This is a genomic window from Mammaliicoccus sp. I-M35 (assembly GCF_022386455.1).
In the GTDB taxonomy this organism is placed as follows: Bacteria; Bacillota; Bacilli; order Staphylococcales; family Staphylococcaceae; genus Mammaliicoccus; species Mammaliicoccus sciuri_A.
The window spans coordinates 257,399-271,656 of record NZ_JAJNIL010000001.1 but is presented as its reverse complement, the minus strand read 5'-3'; the positions used below and the strand labels follow the sequence as shown (position 1 = coordinate 271,656).

Genomic DNA, 14,258 nt, shown 5'->3' with positions numbered 1-14,258 from the left:
TGTATTCTCTCGCTCATACGATTCCCTCAGGCGTCAGCACTTCACAAAATCGATTTATAGTTATGAGTAATTACAGTTCTCCGGTCTTTTGTAACTAAGGGGGTCTATATTAACAATTCGGCCGAGTTTTGTAATTAAGGCAGCCCATAGTAACAGTTCTCCGGACTTTTGTAACTACTGTACCCATATTAAAACACCATTCGCTTACTTTTTTACATTTTAAAACGTTTTCATAAGAAGTTAACACAAAATTTACATTCAATTTATTTGTACTTAATAAAGAAATTGTAAAGTGAAGATGTAATAAAGATTAAGGCGATATTAATTAGGAGGATTTAACATGAAAAAGTGGCAATTAATCGGATCAACAACAGCTTTAAGTTCTGTACTTTTATTAGGAGCTTGTGGTGGGGCAGCTGAAAAATCTAGTTCCGGGGATACTAAATCTTCAGATGATAAAAAATTAAGTGGTGAAGTTAAAGGTGATGGTTCATCAACTGTTGCACCAGTTATGGAAAAAATAAACGAAGACTTCTCAGCCGAGCAACCTGATGTTTCAGTTTCAATTGGTGTATCAGGAACTGGTGGTGGATTTGAAAAGTTCATAGCGGGAGAAACAGACTTTTCAAATGCTTCTAGAGATATTAAAGATGAAGAAAAAGAAAAATTGAAAAAAGCTAAAATAGAATACACTGAGTTTAAAGTTGCTCAAGACGGCTTAACAGTAGCTGTTAACAAAGATAATGACTTTGTTGATGAGTTGAGTATGGATGAATTAGCAAAAATTTATAGCGGTAAAGCAAAAACGTGGAAAGATGTTAATTCAAAATTCCCAGATAAAAAGATCAAAGCATTTTCACCAGACCAATCACATGGTACTTACGACTTCTTTAGTGAAGAAGTATTAGATGAAAAAGATTTACAATCTGAGAAAAATGCTGACACGAATGTCATCGTTAAATCTGTCCAAGATAATAAAGATTCGATCGGATTCTTTGGATATAACTTCTATCAAGAAAATAAAGATTCACTTAAAGCTGTGAAGATTAAAGATGATGGAAAAGCAATAGAACCTACAGATAAAACAGTAAATGATGGTAGCTATCCTTTAAGTAGACCATTATTCGTATATGCGAAAAATAAATCACTAGAAGATAATGATGCGTTTTACGGATTTATGGAATATGTAATTGATAACTCAGCTGATGCTGCTAAAGATGCTGGTTATGTTCCGTTGAAAGATGATGAGTATAAAGAAGATAAAGAAACGTTAGAAAAATTTAAAAAATAATCATTAATAAATTTAAGCAGAGGGCGGTCAGTAATCGCCCTTTTTCAAAATGAAGGAGTTATTTTTATGAAACAACAAACTTCAGTACAAGAATTGATTAAGCAAAATAGCAATAATAAAGGTAAAGTTTTTGCGGATAAAGCTGTTCCCATTATTTTATTGTTAATCGCTTCAGTTTCTGTACTTACAACAATCGGGATATTATTCACACTTGTAACTGAAACAGCAACATTTTTCACGAGAGTGAATCCATTTGAATTTTTATTTACGAAAGACTGGGCACCATTTTCATCTGATCCTAAATACGGTATTTTCGCACTGATTTTAGGAACGTTGAAAGTTACAGCAGTAGCGACAATCTTTGCTGTTCCAGTTGGATTAGGTGCAGCACTATACTTGAGTGAGTATGCTTCTGATAGATCAAGAAGAATTATTAAACCCATTCTTGAAATATTAGCAGGTATACCAACAATTGTTTACGGATTTTTCGCTCTAACTTTTGTAACACCAATTTTAAGAGGTATATTCCCTGATTTAGGAAGCTTTAACTCTATTAGTCCAGGTTTAGTCGTGGGGGTCATGATTATACCGATGATTACGAGTATGAGTGAAGACGCAATGAGTTCGGTACCTGATTCAATTAAAGAAGGCGCACTGGGATTAGGTGCAACAAAGTTTGAACTTGCAACTAAAATCGTATTTCCAGCGGCTTTATCTGGTATCATCGCATCTGTTGTATTAGCGATTTCAAGAGCTATTGGTGAAACAATGATCGTATCTTTAGCGGCAGGTAGTACACCAGATTCAAGCTTTAGTTTAATAGGATCTATCCAAACAATGACAGGATTCATTGTCCAAGTTGCAACTGGAGATGCGACTTACGGATCTGATATTTATTACAGTATTTATGCTGTAGGTTTCACATTGTTTATATTCACATTTATTATGAATATCATTTCACAATGGATTACAAAACGATTTAGAGAGGAGTATTAATATGTCAGAAGTTAATTTAGTTGATCAAACCGTCGTTCGTAAAAAGCTACCGACAAGACTAATGAAAAATAAAGTCATAAAATCAATATTTTTCGTTTGTACATTAATTGGCTTAATCGTATTAGCTATTTTGCTATTTGACATATTTAGAAAAGGTATTCCTTATCTAAGTACAGATTTCTTCACAAACTTCTCATCAACATCACCTGAACGTGCAGGTATTAAAGGTGCTTTAATTGGGACACTTTGGCTCATGATGACAATAGCACCTATATCTATCATTCTTGGTGTTGGTACAGCGATTTACATGGTTGAATATGCAAAAGAAAACTGGTTTACGAAATTTATAAGAGTTAATATTTCAAATTTAGCAGGTGTGCCATCAGTAGTATTTGGTTTATTAGGATTAACAATATTTGTACGTGGTGCAGGTATTGAAAACTTATCTCTAGGTAAGACTGTTATAGCAGCAGCATTAACGATGTCACTAATGATTTTACCAATTATTATCGTAGCAAGTCAGGAAGCAATTAAAGCTGTTCCATCATCTATTAGAGAAGCTTCATTAGGATTAGGTGGTACTAAATGGCAAACGATTAAAAACATCGTATTACCAGCTTCAATACCTGGTATTTTAACAGGGACAATTCTTGCACTATCAAGAGCACTTGGAGAAACAGCTCCACTTGTTGTAATCGGTATTCCTGCAATATTGATGAAAACACCTAACAGTATATTCGAATCTTTCCAAGCATTACCAATGCAAATATACAATTGGGCTAAGTTGCCACAAGCAGAATTTCAGTTTGTTTCATCAGCAGCAATTATCGTATTACTCGTAATTTTAATTCTTATGAACTCAATCGCAATCTATATTAGAAATAAATATCAAAGAAAATTATAATAATCAAAATGAAGAGGGGTCATGACTATGACAGACGTAAAAATTAGAGATTTATCTCAAAATATACCTTCAAATGAAATGACAGCAAATCAACAAATAGCAGTAGAAGATAAAAATATTGTTTATAAAACGAATAATTTAGATTTATGGTATGGAGATTTTCATGCGCTTAAAAATATAAATTTAGATATTGCAGAAAATGAAGTGACGGCAATTATTGGACCATCTGGTTGTGGTAAATCAACTTACATTAAAACATTAAATAGAATGATTGAATTAATTCCAAGTGTTAAAACATCTGGTGAGATCATTTATAGAGATAAAAATATTTTCGACAAAAAATATAGTGTTGAAGAATTAAGAACGAATGTTGGTATGGTGTTCCAAAAACCAAACCCATTCCCGAAATCAATCTATGACAATATTACTTATGGACCTAGAATTCATGGTATTACAGATAAAAAGGTACTAGATGAAATCGTTGAACGTTCATTAAAAGGTGCAGCAATCTGGGATGAATGTAAAGATAGACTAGATAAGAATGCATATGGTTTATCTGGTGGTCAACAGCAAAGAATTTGTATTGCAAGATGTTTAGCAATTGAACCAGATGTTATTTTAATGGATGAGCCAACTTCAGCACTTGATCCTATTTCAACATTAAAAGTTGAAGAATTAGTGCAAGAATTAAAAACTAAATACTCAATCATTATCGTGACACATAACATGCAGCAAGCAGCTAGAATTTCTGATAAAACAGCGTTCTTCTTAAACGGTTATGTAAATGAGTTCGATCAAACAGATAAAATCTTCTCTAACCCAACAGATAAGAAAACAGAAGACTATATTTCTGGGAGATTTGGATAATATGGTTATTAGAGAAAAATATGAAGATGAATTAAATTCACTCATTAATGATTTATTTGTGTTGGGTAAAGAAGTATACTTTATGATAGAACAATCAATATCTGTATTGAGTGATGAAGATAGAAACAATGCTCGTAATTTAATCAAATACGATAAAAAAATTAACCAAATGGAATATGACATTAATGAAAAAGTAGTTATGCTAATTACAAAGCAACAACCTATAGCGACAGACCTTCGTGTTATGATCTCAGGTTTAAAAATAGCTTCTGAATTAGAGAGAATGGCAGACAATTCTACTAATATTGCTCAGATCAGAAAAAGAGTTAAAATAACAGATTACTTTATACTAACGAGATTAAAAACAATGGGTAAATTAGCAATGTTAATGTTAAAAGATTTAGAAGTAGCAGTAAATGATAAAGATATCTTGTTGATAAAAGAAATTATTGATCGCGACAATGATATTGATGATTTATATCGTGAGATTAATAACACGACATATTTAATCGATAACGATCCATTTATTTCTGGTCAAGCACATCTTGCTGCAAGATACTTAGAAAGAATTGGAGACCATATCACGAATATCAGTGAAAGTTGCTATTATTATATAACTGGTAAACACTATGAACCTATTGAAAAATAGTACTGGAATTATATAAGCATAGATGGTATTATAATAAGGTCGTATATTAATTGAAATAAGAATAGGAGGGTTCATCATGCGCGTAAATGTAACTTTAGCATGTACTGATTGTGGTGAAAGAAACTACATCTCTAAAAAGAATAAACGTAACAACCCAGAGCGTATTGAAATGAAAAAATATTGTGCTCGTGACGGTAAACACACTCTTCATAGAGAAACAAAATAATAAAACGAATAAAAACACATTCCATTATACGGGAATGTGTTTTTTTAATACCTTTAAAGGTTGTACGACTACCTATCACAATAATTCTTGTGTTATCATACTATGTGTAACTGATAAAAATTTAATCAATATTTGGAAGTGTTAAATTCATGTCAAACAAGAAAAATTTAAGAAAAGAAATATTGAATTTAATGAGAAATCAAGACATATCTCAAAAAGAACAATATGATTTAAATTTAAAAGAACAATTATTTGAACATAACAATTTTAAGCAAGCCAATTCAATTGCTATCGTTATGAGTATGGATCATGAAGTCAATACGATACCTATTATTGAACATCTTTTAAATATAGGTAAGAAAGTATTCGTACCGAGAACCAATTACGAAACGAAACAAATGGAATTTCAGCGAATACTTGATTTGAATTCCATTGCAATTGATCAAAAAGGCATTAAGTATGTTAATCAAGAAACTGAAATTAGTGATGATATTGATTTAATTATTGTACCTGGTGTTGTATTTAATCAAGCTGGTTATCGAATAGGCTATGGTGGAGGGTATTATGATAAATATTTATCTCGTTATAATGGACATACAATAAGTTTGTTATATCCTTTTCAGATAAGAAACTTTGATGCTGAATCACATGATATACCAGTTGATGAAATGTTGACACCAAATGATATATATGGAGAAGAATAGATGGATAAAACAAAACAAATGTGGAAGTCGATATATTATTTAGTCTACACTGAAGGCTATAAAATAATATCGATTGATGAAGAAGAAGCAGAAATATGGTTGACCCATGAATCTAAAAAAATAGTCAAAAGGTTTATACATAAGACACCTACACATCAAGAAGTTGATTTTGACTTAGAAAAAATCATTGACCATTTAGGTGACTTAATTGATAGTATAGGGTTTAGTTTTGAACAATTAGATGTTTTTTATATTACTGATAAAGAGATAGATTTCACTGAATTTAATCATACTAAACGACCTAAAATTAGGTATCATGCTTTATATGAGCTTAGTGATTTCGAGAAAGTATCTCATCACTTTGTAACGAAACATCAAATTAAACGTAATAGAACAAATCCTGTTACGACATATAAAAACAAATTATTGAATGCGAGCTTTATTGATAGCTTTATGCTTAAGTTTTCACCTGTCACATACTTTTTAGTAGCTGCTAATGTAATTGTTTGGCTGTCTTTAGTTTTAATTTTTAATCATTTTGGCCAAATTAATTTAGTCGATTACGGTGGACTTGTGCATTTCAATGTTGTTCACGGTGAATGGTACCGTTTATTAACGTCCATGTTTATACACGCGAATTTTACACACTTAATGATGAATGTATTTTCGCTTATTATATTCGGTAAACTGATTGAAGGTGCATTAGGCTCCCTTAAAATGTTCACCATTTATTTCATATCAGGTCTATTTGCAGGTATTGTATCGCTTAGTATAGATACACAATCTATTTCAATTGGTGCAAGTGGTGCCATTTTCGGATTAATTGGTGCATTTATTGCGTACTTATTTACACGTAAAAATATTAATAAACAATTTGTATTACAAACATTTATCGGTATTGTGATTATTTCGTTATTAGCATTGTTTATTAATAATGTGAACCACTTCGCTCATTTAGGTGGATTTGTTGGCGGGGTAATCTTAATGTTTATCATGTACAAATGGATGGAACATGATAAATTCAAACTTTATTATATTGCTGCCTTTATAGTGATCATCATCATTTTGATCGTTATCATCTTTAACAGACAACAACATTATATATATGATGAATTAACGAAAGATGCTATGAATAACGGTGATTTTGATAGAGCAGAAACTATGGTAAAGCAAATTAAAGAAAAGAACTTCGAGTCGGATGAGACATATATTTTAAGTGGCTTAATCGTAGCGAATAATACATCTTTGAATGAAGCGATACTAGAATGGGAAAGAGGCTTAAAAGTTTTTCCTAATTCAGCTAAATTAAATTACCAATTAGCTTTAGGTTATAGAGCAAAAGATGACTATGATAAAGCAAATAAGTTTATTAATAAGGCCATAAAGCTTGATAAAAAGAATAAACATTATGCAGCATTAAAAGATGAAATTGATGCGTTTAGGAGTTAATTTTATGAATAATTTATATGACGTACAACAATTACTTAAAAAGTTTGGTTATATCATTTATTTTAAAGATGAAGAAGATCAACTAGAAATGATGGAACAAGAAATAAAAGCTATGTATCAATCTATGCTTATTGATAAAGAAACATTTTTACAAGCAAGACTTATTATAAATCAGAGAAGGATTGAGAAAAAATGACACATATTTTATCAGCTGATATTGGTGGTACGACTTGTAAATTAGGTATTTTTGATCGTTCACTAAATATCGAAGAGAAATGGGAAATTTCAACGAATAAAACAGGGGAAGGCATATTAGAGAATATATATGATTCTTTCGTTGTACATCTGAATAGAAAAGATATCGATATCAAGAACATTATCGGTATGGGAATCGGTGTACCTGGCCCAATTGATTTTGAAAATGGTATCGTCAACGGTGCAGTGAATTTAAATTGGACTGGTAACATTGAAGTTAGAAAACATATGCAACAATATTTTGATGGCCCAATATACGTAGATAATGATGCGAATGTGGCAACTTTAGGAGAAAAATTTAAAGGCGCTGGCCAAAATGAAAGTGATGTTGTTTGTATGACGCTAGGAACAGGTGTAGGCGGCGGCATTGTTTCAAATGGCGAATTAATTCATGGTCATAATGGTTCAGGCGCTGAAATAGGTCATTTCTTAGTGGATCAAAAGAAAAGATTTCAATGTAATTGTGGTATGAAGGGCTGTCTTGAAACGGTTGCTTCTGCTACAGGTGTCATTAATTTAGTACATCATTATTATCCAAATATCAATATGAAATCAAGTATTCATGACTTAATAACTGGTAAAAATGTTACAGCTAAAGACGTATTTGATGCTGCAAAATCAGGTGATGAATTTAGTTTATTTATCATTGATAAAGTTGCTGGTTACATAGCTTATGCTGCAAGTGTTGTTAGCGTCATGACAAACCCTAAATATATTATAATTGGTGGTGGCGTTAGTAAAGCCGGCGATATTCTTATCCAATATATTAAAAAGCATTATGAAAAAATGACATTTAAACCTGCACAAGATGGTACAAACATCGTAGTTGCACAACTAGGTAACGACGCAGGTATCATCGGTGCAGCTGGTCTAATTAAGACATATGTAATAGAAAAGGAGAATGAATAATGGCAATAGTTGACGTAGTCGTAATACCAGTAGGAACAGAAGGACCTAGTGTAAGTGAATATATTGCAGATATTCAATTGATCTTAGAAAAGCATAAAGAGGCAGGTACAATTGATTATCAATTAACACCAATGAATACACTTATTGAAGGTGATTTAAAAGATTTACTTGAGATTATACAAGAAATTCATGAAAGTCCATTCAATAAAGGATTAGACAGAGTATGTACAAATATTCGAATTGACGATAGAAGAGATAAATCTAGAAAAATGAACGATAAATTAGATTCTGTTAATAAACATTTGAACAAATAAAAAAAGACGAGTGTAAACTCGTCTTTTATTTAATGATGTAAAATTGGATAACCGTATGTAAAGATTGTAGCTAATGAGAAGAACCCAAAAGATACTACAGTTATTGCACCAAAAAGAATGCCCAAAATATTTTTGTTTTTGAATGCTGAAATTAAACCAAATATGGCTAGAATAAAAACAGCTAGCATTAATAATGAGAAAATATTAACACCGATATGGATTTTTACTCCGAATAACTCAAATAGTTCCCCTGTGTCGATAAATGGCATTCCAATACCCCCAATACAAATTTCTTTTATTATCATATTAATTGTATAATTAATATGTGGTTTTGTCGAGATACTTTTTAAAAGAGGAGGAAATAAAATGCAAGTACATAGTTTTTCATTAGGAATTGTAGAAACAAATTGTTATATTCTAGAAGGTGAAAACGAATTACTCGTGATAGATCCAGGAGATAATGGCGAGTTTTTAAATAAACAAATTAAACAATATCATAAAAAGGTGAGTGCTGTATTATTAACACACGCTCATTTTGATCATATAGGTGCAGTAGATGATGTCGCAAATGAATTTGATGTGAAAGTATATGTACATCCTGAAGAAAAATCGTGGCTAACAGATACAGAGAAAAATGGTTCTAAAAAATTTGCAATGTATCAATTACCACAAGTGGTTCAACATACTGTTCCACAAATAATGGAACCTGGAGAATATGAGATTGGTGAATTTAAATTTGAAGCGATCCATACACCAGGACATTCACCGGGTAGTTTATCATTTGTGTTTGGCGACTTTGCGATAGTAGGTGATACTTTATTTAAAGGTGGAATTGGCAGAACGGATTTATATAAAGGTGATACAAAAACATTATTGAATTCAATTGAAGATAAGTTGTTAGAACTAGATCCAAATACAACTATTTTCCCAGGTCACGGACCGGAGACAACAATTGCAGATGAAGAAATGACAAATCCGTATTTAAATGGATTTAATTAAAAAAAGAAGCATTACACAAACGTGTAATGCTTCTTTTAATGATGTGCTCCAAAACTTGGCTCTAATAAGAATGTAGAATAATATGTAAATCCAACAAAACATAATACTAAATAAATTGCGAATATATACATATACATTCTTTCTGTTAATTTTAAGTATCCCAACAATACGAAAAATCCAGTTTGTGCTAAGAAGAAATATGCCATCATGTCCATACCACCGACATAAAACATCGTAGCAAAAATAGCAGTCCAGAAGCCTAGAGTTTTATAAACTTTATCCATCTTCTTAAGAACCCCCTCTGTGTTTACTTTCTTATTCATATTTAATTATAAAGTTACTCTATTCAAAAGTAAATAGCATTTTAACGCAAATTCATAAGCATTAAACAAGTAATTTAGGTAATTGGAAGCGTTTATATATATTAGGAGGAGATTATGGAGAAATTATTTAAGTCAATTATTAACGACGCTGTAAATTCTAATGCGAGTGATATTCATTTTGTACCTTTAAATGATGATAAAGTCTTTGTTCAAATGAGGATAAATGGCGATAATACACCTTATGATTTAGATTTAGACTTTAAATTGTATAGTAGGCTACTCATTTATATGAAATTTATCGCGCATCTTGATGTAAGTGAACGTAATAAAGCACAAAGCGGGCAATATTTATATGAACATGACATTCATTACTACTTAAGAATTTCTACAATACCAATCAGTTTAGGAATAGAATCTAGTTCCATTAGAATAACCCCTCAACATTTTAATCAATCACATAGGAAATCAGAAGATCAATTTTATAACGTTCTACAAAATAGAATGTATCAATCAGAGGGGTTATTTCTATTTACGGGGCCAACAGGATCAGGTAAGACGACATTAATGTATGAATTGATGTACGCATTAAAGAGAAAGAAGAATAAACATATTATTACAATTGAAGATCCTGTAGAACAAACATTAAATGGCATTGTCCAAGTTTCAGTCAATGAAAAAGCTAACATAACTTATCAACAATCTTTTAAAGCAATTTTAAGATGTGATCCTGACGTTATTATGATTGGTGAGATAAGAGATGATGTTACTGCTAAGCAAGTTATTCAGGCAAGTTTAAGTGGTCATTTAGTGCTTTCCACTATGCATGCGAGTGATACAATCGGGGCAATCCACCGACTAATTGAGCTAGGTGTAACAGTCGAACAAATTAAACAAGGTATTTCATGTATTACGAACCAACGTCTTGTGAAGAAAAATGATGAAACAAGAACTTTAAATATGTCATATATTTTTAAAGATGACATTATTAAATATATGGAGAATGATTATGAAACGTAAGAAAAATGTATTAAAAAAAGACCAAGTATTATATTTAACACGACTGTTAGATATGTTGAAACAAGGCTTCACTTTACTAGAAGCTATTCAATTACTGTCTGATCAATTCATGCAACTTAAAAAGCATAATTTAAATACGACTGCTTGTGAAATTGTTAAAGAGACTGGTCAATTACATGAAATACTTAAACTGTTTAATTATCCGCAAGTCATTATTACCCAAATATACTTTGGTGAACAATATGGTAATTTGAATGAAACGTTAGAACACACTATTCTATATTTAAAAAAGATTGAACAAGTTAAACAAAGATTTATAAAAACAATTCAATATCCCGCTTTATTATTCAGCATCTTTTTTATGTTACTCGCTGTTGTAAATCAAACCATTATTCCTCAATTCACAGAAATTTATGCTTCAATGAACGTAGAAATTTCCACTTCGTTACGTATTATCACGACAATATTTTCATATTTACCAACTACTATTTTTTCTTTAGTCCTCATTTTATTCCTCGTTTATCTTATCAGTTATATGAATTTTATGGATAAAGAAATGGCTCGTAAATTAGCTATATATAAGAAAATTCCAATCATCAATCGTTACATTACGATGTATAACTCATATCGTATATCTAGAGATTTTTCTTTTTTTATTCAAAATGGTATTACCCTTACTAAAATAATTGAAATATATATGTTGCAAACTAAAGATGACTTTTTGAAATATATTGGACATTCCATCAATCAATCTTTGGTTTCTGGTATGACATTTCCAAATTCAATTAAAAAGTTAGGGTGCTTTGAATCTAATTTCATACACTATATCAATCACGGAGAAAATAAATCTAAATTAGATTTAGAACTTTATTATTACAGTCTTTTTATGCTGGACACATTAGAGAAGACTTTCTTAAAACATCTCAAATGGATACAACCAGTAGTATTTGGTGTTCTAGCTTTATTAATCGTAACGCTATATTTAATAATCATTCTACCGATGCTGCAAATGGTAGAAGGTATAAAGTGAAAGGAATGTTTTAAAATGAAAAGATTTAAATTTTTAAGTAAAAAAGAAGGATTTACATTGGTTGAAATGCTAATTGTCCTTTTAATCATAAGTATATTATTGGTGATCATCATACCAAACATTAGCAAGCAATCAGAGACGGTAAAAAGTACTGGATGCCAAGCTCAAGTTAAAATGGTTGCTGGTCAAGTAGAAGCTTATACATTGAAGCACGACGCTAAACCAAATTCTATAAATGATTTAGTAAGTGATGGTTATATTAATCAAAAGCAACTGACATGTAAATCAGGTGAGACAATTACACTTGAAAATGGTGAAGTTGTTGCACATTAATGATAATAAAGGTTTTACGCTGGTGGAAATGATTATTGTTCTATCGATCATCAGTATTATCTTTATGGTGACAATGTATTTATCTGTAAACGCATTGGCAAGTAGTGGATTAAATAATGGCATAGATGATTTTGAAACGAAGCTAGAGTTTTTAGAAACGAAATCTCTATCTCAAAAGCAACCTATATTAGTTTGGTTTAAACCCAATTCAGATAAAATATTTTATCAAATTGAGAAGAATCAGATTCAAACCATATCGCTCTATAAAGGTCGTATTTCTAAAAATAATGAGTTTACGACATTAGTTTTTGATGGAGAGGGGAATATTAATCAATTTGGTACTTTAAAAGTGGAATTTAATGAAAGAAGGTATCATGTTATTTTTCGCATCGAGAAAGGGAGATATAGAATTGTTGAAACGACATGATGGGTATGTGTTTATAGATTTTATGTTGTCTATTTTTATCATAATGCTATTGAGTGGGACATTACTGCCTTTAGTTACAACATTAAATGAAAATATCACTCGTGAACACGATAGAATAAAGCTTTATCAAATGCTTTATCAAACAGTACAATCAAAATCTAACGAACCAAAATATGATGTAAAGAGATATAAATATTTAGAGTTTAATACAAAAGTTTGTATGAAAGATGAATTGAAAAATGAAAAAATATGTATTGAAAAATAGTAAAGGCTTTACGATGATAGAAATGCTACTGTCGTTATCATTTTTATTAATTATATTGGCATTAATTCCATTGCTCATTAAGAGTCTTTATTTGTTTAAAGATAATGCAATGGATCATACGCATTTTGAATTGATGATGTTCAGAAAAGAATTCTCCGATGAAATAAAAGAAAGTACTATAAAATTAGACAATGCTCATAACAGGATTAAATTCATAAATGAAACACGTTCTACAGAATTCACATTATTAAATGGAAAGATAATAAAAACTATAAATGGCCGAGGTAACATCACTTTGGTTAATAATGTGAAGACTTTTCAAGTAGATAAAATATCTAACGAATCATTTAAAGTATTTATTATTATAAGAAAAGGCGATAAAGAATTACATGAAGAAATTTATATCTAACGATGCTGGTTTTATTTTACCGTTATTACTTGGGATATTATTTATTTATAGTTCCTTTTTGTCATTTTACTTAGTACAATATAGCTTTAAGCTTAATACTTATCACAATTTAGAACAATACTATATACGTGAAATAAAAATAATGATAAATAAATAATTTTAAGCTTTTTATTTTCTGAATAATGAGATAGAATAAAGTTTAAGTTGAAATGAAACAACTGAGGAGTAGATTTAATGTCAATCGTATTAATTGGATTTATGGGTGTTGGCAAAACAACTATCGGAAATTTGTTGAGCGAACATTATGATAAAAGTTTAGTAGATATAGATACTTATATCGTTGAAACAACTCAATTACCAATCCCACAAATTTTTGAAAAATATGGTGAAAAACATTTTAGAGATTTAGAGTATCAAGCTTTAAAAAAATGGATTGACCAAGATGTGATTATTTCAACTGGTGGCGGTATTGTAGAATCAGAGTTATGCAAAGAATTATTAAAACAAAATGACAATACTTTTTGGTTAAAATGTGATGTCGAAATTCTATTTAATAGAATTAATCATGATAATAACAGACCGAATGCTAACGGAAAGTCATTAAATGAATTAAAAACCTTGTATTCAAAACGAGAATTAAGTTATAATGAAATCGCATTCAAGCATATTGATGCTAACAGACCTAGAGAAGTAGTTGCAAGTGAGATTATTGAATCTCTATAAGCTTAAATATTTGCGAATGATCAAAGTTAGAGAGAATGAATGATATATTCATCGCCGAAGGAGCAAGCCAGATTTGAGTGAATCTCTCAGGCAAAAGGATAACTTTGTGACGCATTCCTGAAGAGCACTTCAACAGGGTAGCGAAAGCTACCCTGTTTTTTTATTATA

General features: G+C 30.6%; 21 protein-coding genes and 1 riboswitch. Of the genes, 19 read left to right on the top strand and 2 right to left on the bottom strand.

Annotated features, from left to right (window positions below):
• The first annotated feature begins 340 nt into the window (after nucleotides 1-340).
• The 11 genes from LQ679_RS01335 to LQ679_RS01285 all read left to right on the top strand — a co-directional run bounded on the left by LQ679_RS01335 (nucleotide 341) and on the right by LQ679_RS01285 (nucleotide 8,564).
• Nucleotides 341-1,291 carry a PstS family phosphate ABC transporter substrate-binding protein gene (locus tag LQ679_RS01335; protein WP_037588292.1) on the top strand — a complete coding sequence of 317 codons (951 nt, stop codon included), beginning with the start codon at nucleotides 341-343 and terminating at the stop codon, nucleotides 1,289-1,291.
• A gap of 66 nt (nucleotides 1,292-1,357) precedes the next feature.
• Nucleotides 1,358-2,287: a phosphate ABC transporter permease subunit PstC gene (gene pstC / locus LQ679_RS01330; RefSeq protein WP_037588290.1), complete on the top strand. Its 930-nt coding sequence runs from the start codon at nucleotides 1,358-1,360 to the stop codon at nucleotides 2,285-2,287.
• 1 nt (nucleotide 2,288) lies between these two features.
• Nucleotides 2,289-3,191 (top strand): phosphate ABC transporter permease PstA, encoded by a 903-nt coding sequence (pstA, locus tag LQ679_RS01325; protein WP_025904173.1) that lies wholly within the window; start codon nucleotides 2,289-2,291, stop codon nucleotides 3,189-3,191.
• A 78-nt stretch (nucleotides 3,192-3,269) separates the two neighbouring features.
• Nucleotides 3,270-4,058 carry a phosphate ABC transporter ATP-binding protein PstB gene (gene pstB / locus LQ679_RS01320; protein WP_232174216.1) on the top strand — a complete coding sequence of 263 codons (789 nt, stop codon included), beginning with the start codon at nucleotides 3,270-3,272 and terminating at the stop codon, nucleotides 4,056-4,058.
• 1 nt (nucleotide 4,059) lies between these two features.
• Nucleotides 4,060-4,707 (top strand): phosphate signaling complex protein PhoU, encoded by a 648-nt coding sequence (gene phoU / locus LQ679_RS01315; RefSeq protein WP_239761996.1) that lies wholly within the window; start codon nucleotides 4,060-4,062, stop codon nucleotides 4,705-4,707.
• 76 nt (nucleotides 4,708-4,783) lie between these two features.
• Complete coding sequence (gene rpmG / locus LQ679_RS01310) at nucleotides 4,784-4,933, top strand: 50S ribosomal protein L33 (RefSeq protein WP_016911879.1); 150 nt, start codon at nucleotides 4,784-4,786, stop codon at nucleotides 4,931-4,933.
• A 149-nt stretch (nucleotides 4,934-5,082) separates the two neighbouring features.
• A complete protein-coding gene (locus tag LQ679_RS01305; protein WP_239761995.1) occupies nucleotides 5,083-5,637 on the top strand; it encodes a 5-formyltetrahydrofolate cyclo-ligase in 555 nt (184 codons plus the stop codon).
• Nucleotides 5,638-7,086: a rhomboid family protein gene (locus LQ679_RS01300; RefSeq protein WP_239761994.1), complete on the top strand. Its 1,449-nt coding sequence runs from the start codon at nucleotides 5,638-5,640 to the stop codon at nucleotides 7,084-7,086. It begins immediately after the preceding gene.
• Between the two features lie 4 nt (nucleotides 7,087-7,090).
• On the top strand, nucleotides 7,091-7,282 hold the full coding sequence (locus LQ679_RS01295; protein ID WP_078099923.1) for a YqgQ family protein: 192 nt from the start codon (nucleotides 7,091-7,093) through the stop codon (nucleotides 7,280-7,282).
• Nucleotides 7,279-8,250, top strand: coding sequence for an ROK family glucokinase (locus LQ679_RS01290; protein ID WP_239761993.1), 972 nt, complete (start codon nucleotides 7,279-7,281; stop codon nucleotides 8,248-8,250). Before LQ679_RS01295 ends, LQ679_RS01290 begins: the two co-directional genes overlap by 4 nt.
• On the top strand, nucleotides 8,250-8,564 hold the full coding sequence (locus tag LQ679_RS01285; protein ID WP_048539720.1) for an MTH1187 family thiamine-binding protein: 315 nt from the start codon (nucleotides 8,250-8,252) through the stop codon (nucleotides 8,562-8,564). The genes LQ679_RS01290 and LQ679_RS01285 overlap by 1 nt, the downstream gene beginning before the upstream one ends.
• Nucleotides 8,565-8,593: 29 nt before the next feature.
• Here the strand turns inward: LQ679_RS01285 and LQ679_RS01280 are convergent, their stop codons facing one another.
• A complete protein-coding gene (locus tag LQ679_RS01280) occupies nucleotides 8,594-8,833 on the bottom strand; it encodes a DUF2759 domain-containing protein (protein WP_016911885.1) in 240 nt (79 codons plus the stop codon).
• A gap of 97 nt (nucleotides 8,834-8,930) precedes the next feature.
• Here LQ679_RS01280 and LQ679_RS01275 point away from each other — a divergent pair, with 97 nt between their 5' ends.
• On the top strand, nucleotides 8,931-9,563 hold the full coding sequence (locus tag LQ679_RS01275) for an MBL fold metallo-hydrolase (protein WP_037588281.1): 633 nt from the start codon (nucleotides 8,931-8,933) through the stop codon (nucleotides 9,561-9,563).
• Between the two features lie 35 nt (nucleotides 9,564-9,598).
• On the opposite strand, the gene LQ679_RS01270 is transcribed toward LQ679_RS01275, so the two are convergent.
• Nucleotides 9,599-9,847 (bottom strand): DUF2626 family protein, encoded by a 249-nt coding sequence (locus tag LQ679_RS01270; RefSeq protein WP_025904960.1) that lies wholly within the window; start codon nucleotides 9,845-9,847, stop codon nucleotides 9,599-9,601.
• A gap of 153 nt (nucleotides 9,848-10,000) precedes the next feature.
• Here LQ679_RS01270 and comGA point away from each other — a divergent pair, with 153 nt between their 5' ends.
• The 7 genes from comGA to LQ679_RS01235 all read left to right on the top strand — a co-directional run bounded on the left by comGA (nucleotide 10,001) and on the right by LQ679_RS01235 (nucleotide 14,090).
• Nucleotides 10,001-10,903 (top strand): competence type IV pilus ATPase ComGA, encoded by a 903-nt coding sequence (gene comGA / locus LQ679_RS01265; RefSeq protein WP_239761992.1) that lies wholly within the window; start codon nucleotides 10,001-10,003, stop codon nucleotides 10,901-10,903.
• Nucleotides 10,893-11,933, top strand: a complete 1,041-nt coding sequence (comGB, locus tag LQ679_RS01260) for a competence type IV pilus assembly protein ComGB (RefSeq protein WP_239761987.1) — start codon at nucleotides 10,893-10,895, stop codon at nucleotides 11,931-11,933. Before comGA ends, comGB begins: the two co-directional genes overlap by 11 nt.
• A gap of 15 nt (nucleotides 11,934-11,948) precedes the next feature.
• Complete coding sequence (comGC, locus tag LQ679_RS01255) at nucleotides 11,949-12,266, top strand: competence type IV pilus major pilin ComGC (RefSeq protein ID WP_037588275.1); 318 nt, start codon at nucleotides 11,949-11,951, stop codon at nucleotides 12,264-12,266.
• Nucleotides 12,244-12,693: a competence type IV pilus minor pilin ComGD gene (gene comGD, locus LQ679_RS01250; RefSeq protein ID WP_204258647.1), complete on the top strand. Its 450-nt coding sequence runs from the start codon at nucleotides 12,244-12,246 to the stop codon at nucleotides 12,691-12,693. Before comGC ends, comGD begins: the two co-directional genes overlap by 23 nt.
• Nucleotides 12,677-12,958: a competence type IV pilus minor pilin ComGE gene (comGE, locus tag LQ679_RS01245; RefSeq protein ID WP_037588271.1), complete on the top strand. Its 282-nt coding sequence runs from the start codon at nucleotides 12,677-12,679 to the stop codon at nucleotides 12,956-12,958. Before comGD ends, comGE begins: the two co-directional genes overlap by 17 nt.
• A complete protein-coding gene (locus LQ679_RS01240) occupies nucleotides 12,933-13,367 on the top strand; it encodes a competence type IV pilus minor pilin ComGF (protein ID WP_239761971.1) in 435 nt (144 codons plus the stop codon). The genes comGE and LQ679_RS01240 overlap by 26 nt, the downstream gene beginning before the upstream one ends.
• 234 nt (nucleotides 13,368-13,601) lie before the next feature.
• Nucleotides 13,602-14,090 carry a shikimate kinase gene (locus LQ679_RS01235; RefSeq protein WP_037588260.1) on the top strand — a complete coding sequence of 163 codons (489 nt, stop codon included), beginning with the start codon at nucleotides 13,602-13,604 and terminating at the stop codon, nucleotides 14,088-14,090.
• Between the two features lie 16 nt (nucleotides 14,091-14,106).
• A riboswitch (glycine riboswitch) is annotated at nucleotides 14,107-14,202 on the top strand.
• The last annotated feature ends 56 nt before the right edge of the window (nucleotides 14,203-14,258 follow it).

Excerpts from the sequence above, each read along its gene's own strand:
- LQ679_RS01335 (WP_037588292.1), top strand. The coding sequence starts at position 341 with ATGAAAAAGTGGCAATTAATCGGATCAACAACAGCTTTAAGTTCTGTA.
- pstC (WP_037588290.1), top strand. The coding sequence starts at position 1,358 with ATGAAACAACAAACTTCAGTACAAGAATTGATTAAGCAAAATAGCAAT.
- pstA (WP_025904173.1), top strand. The coding sequence starts at position 2,289 with ATGTCAGAAGTTAATTTAGTTGATCAAACCGTCGTTCGTAAAAAGCTA.
- pstB (WP_232174216.1), top strand. The coding sequence starts at position 3,270 with ATGACAGCAAATCAACAAATAGCAGTAGAAGATAAAAATATTGTTTAT.
- phoU (WP_239761996.1), top strand. The coding sequence starts at position 4,060 with ATGGTTATTAGAGAAAAATATGAAGATGAATTAAATTCACTCATTAAT.
- rpmG (WP_016911879.1), top strand. The coding sequence starts at position 4,784 with ATGCGCGTAAATGTAACTTTAGCATGTACTGATTGTGGTGAAAGAAAC.
- LQ679_RS01305 (WP_239761995.1), top strand. The coding sequence starts at position 5,083 with ATGTCAAACAAGAAAAATTTAAGAAAAGAAATATTGAATTTAATGAGA.
- LQ679_RS01300 (WP_239761994.1), top strand. The coding sequence starts at position 5,638 with ATGGATAAAACAAAACAAATGTGGAAGTCGATATATTATTTAGTCTAC.
- LQ679_RS01295 (WP_078099923.1), top strand. The coding sequence starts at position 7,091 with ATGAATAATTTATATGACGTACAACAATTACTTAAAAAGTTTGGTTAT.
- LQ679_RS01290 (WP_239761993.1), top strand. The coding sequence starts at position 7,279 with ATGACACATATTTTATCAGCTGATATTGGTGGTACGACTTGTAAATTA.
- LQ679_RS01285 (WP_048539720.1), top strand. The coding sequence starts at position 8,250 with ATGGCAATAGTTGACGTAGTCGTAATACCAGTAGGAACAGAAGGACCT.
- LQ679_RS01280 (WP_016911885.1), bottom strand. The coding sequence starts at position 8,833 with ATGCCATTTATCGACACAGGGGAACTATTTGAGTTATTCGGAGTAAAA.
- LQ679_RS01275 (WP_037588281.1), top strand. The coding sequence starts at position 8,931 with ATGCAAGTACATAGTTTTTCATTAGGAATTGTAGAAACAAATTGTTAT.
- LQ679_RS01270 (WP_025904960.1), bottom strand. The coding sequence starts at position 9,847 with ATGGATAAAGTTTATAAAACTCTAGGCTTCTGGACTGCTATTTTTGCT.
- comGA (WP_239761992.1), top strand. The coding sequence starts at position 10,001 with ATGGAGAAATTATTTAAGTCAATTATTAACGACGCTGTAAATTCTAAT.
- comGB (WP_239761987.1), top strand. The coding sequence starts at position 10,893 with ATGAAACGTAAGAAAAATGTATTAAAAAAAGACCAAGTATTATATTTA.
- comGC (WP_037588275.1), top strand. The coding sequence starts at position 11,949 with ATGAAAAGATTTAAATTTTTAAGTAAAAAAGAAGGATTTACATTGGTT.
- comGD (WP_204258647.1), top strand. The coding sequence starts at position 12,244 with ATGGTGAAGTTGTTGCACATTAATGATAATAAAGGTTTTACGCTGGTG.
- LQ679_RS01240 (WP_239761971.1), top strand. The coding sequence starts at position 12,933 with ATGAAAAAATATGTATTGAAAAATAGTAAAGGCTTTACGATGATAGAA.
- LQ679_RS01235 (WP_037588260.1), top strand. The coding sequence starts at position 13,602 with ATGTCAATCGTATTAATTGGATTTATGGGTGTTGGCAAAACAACTATC.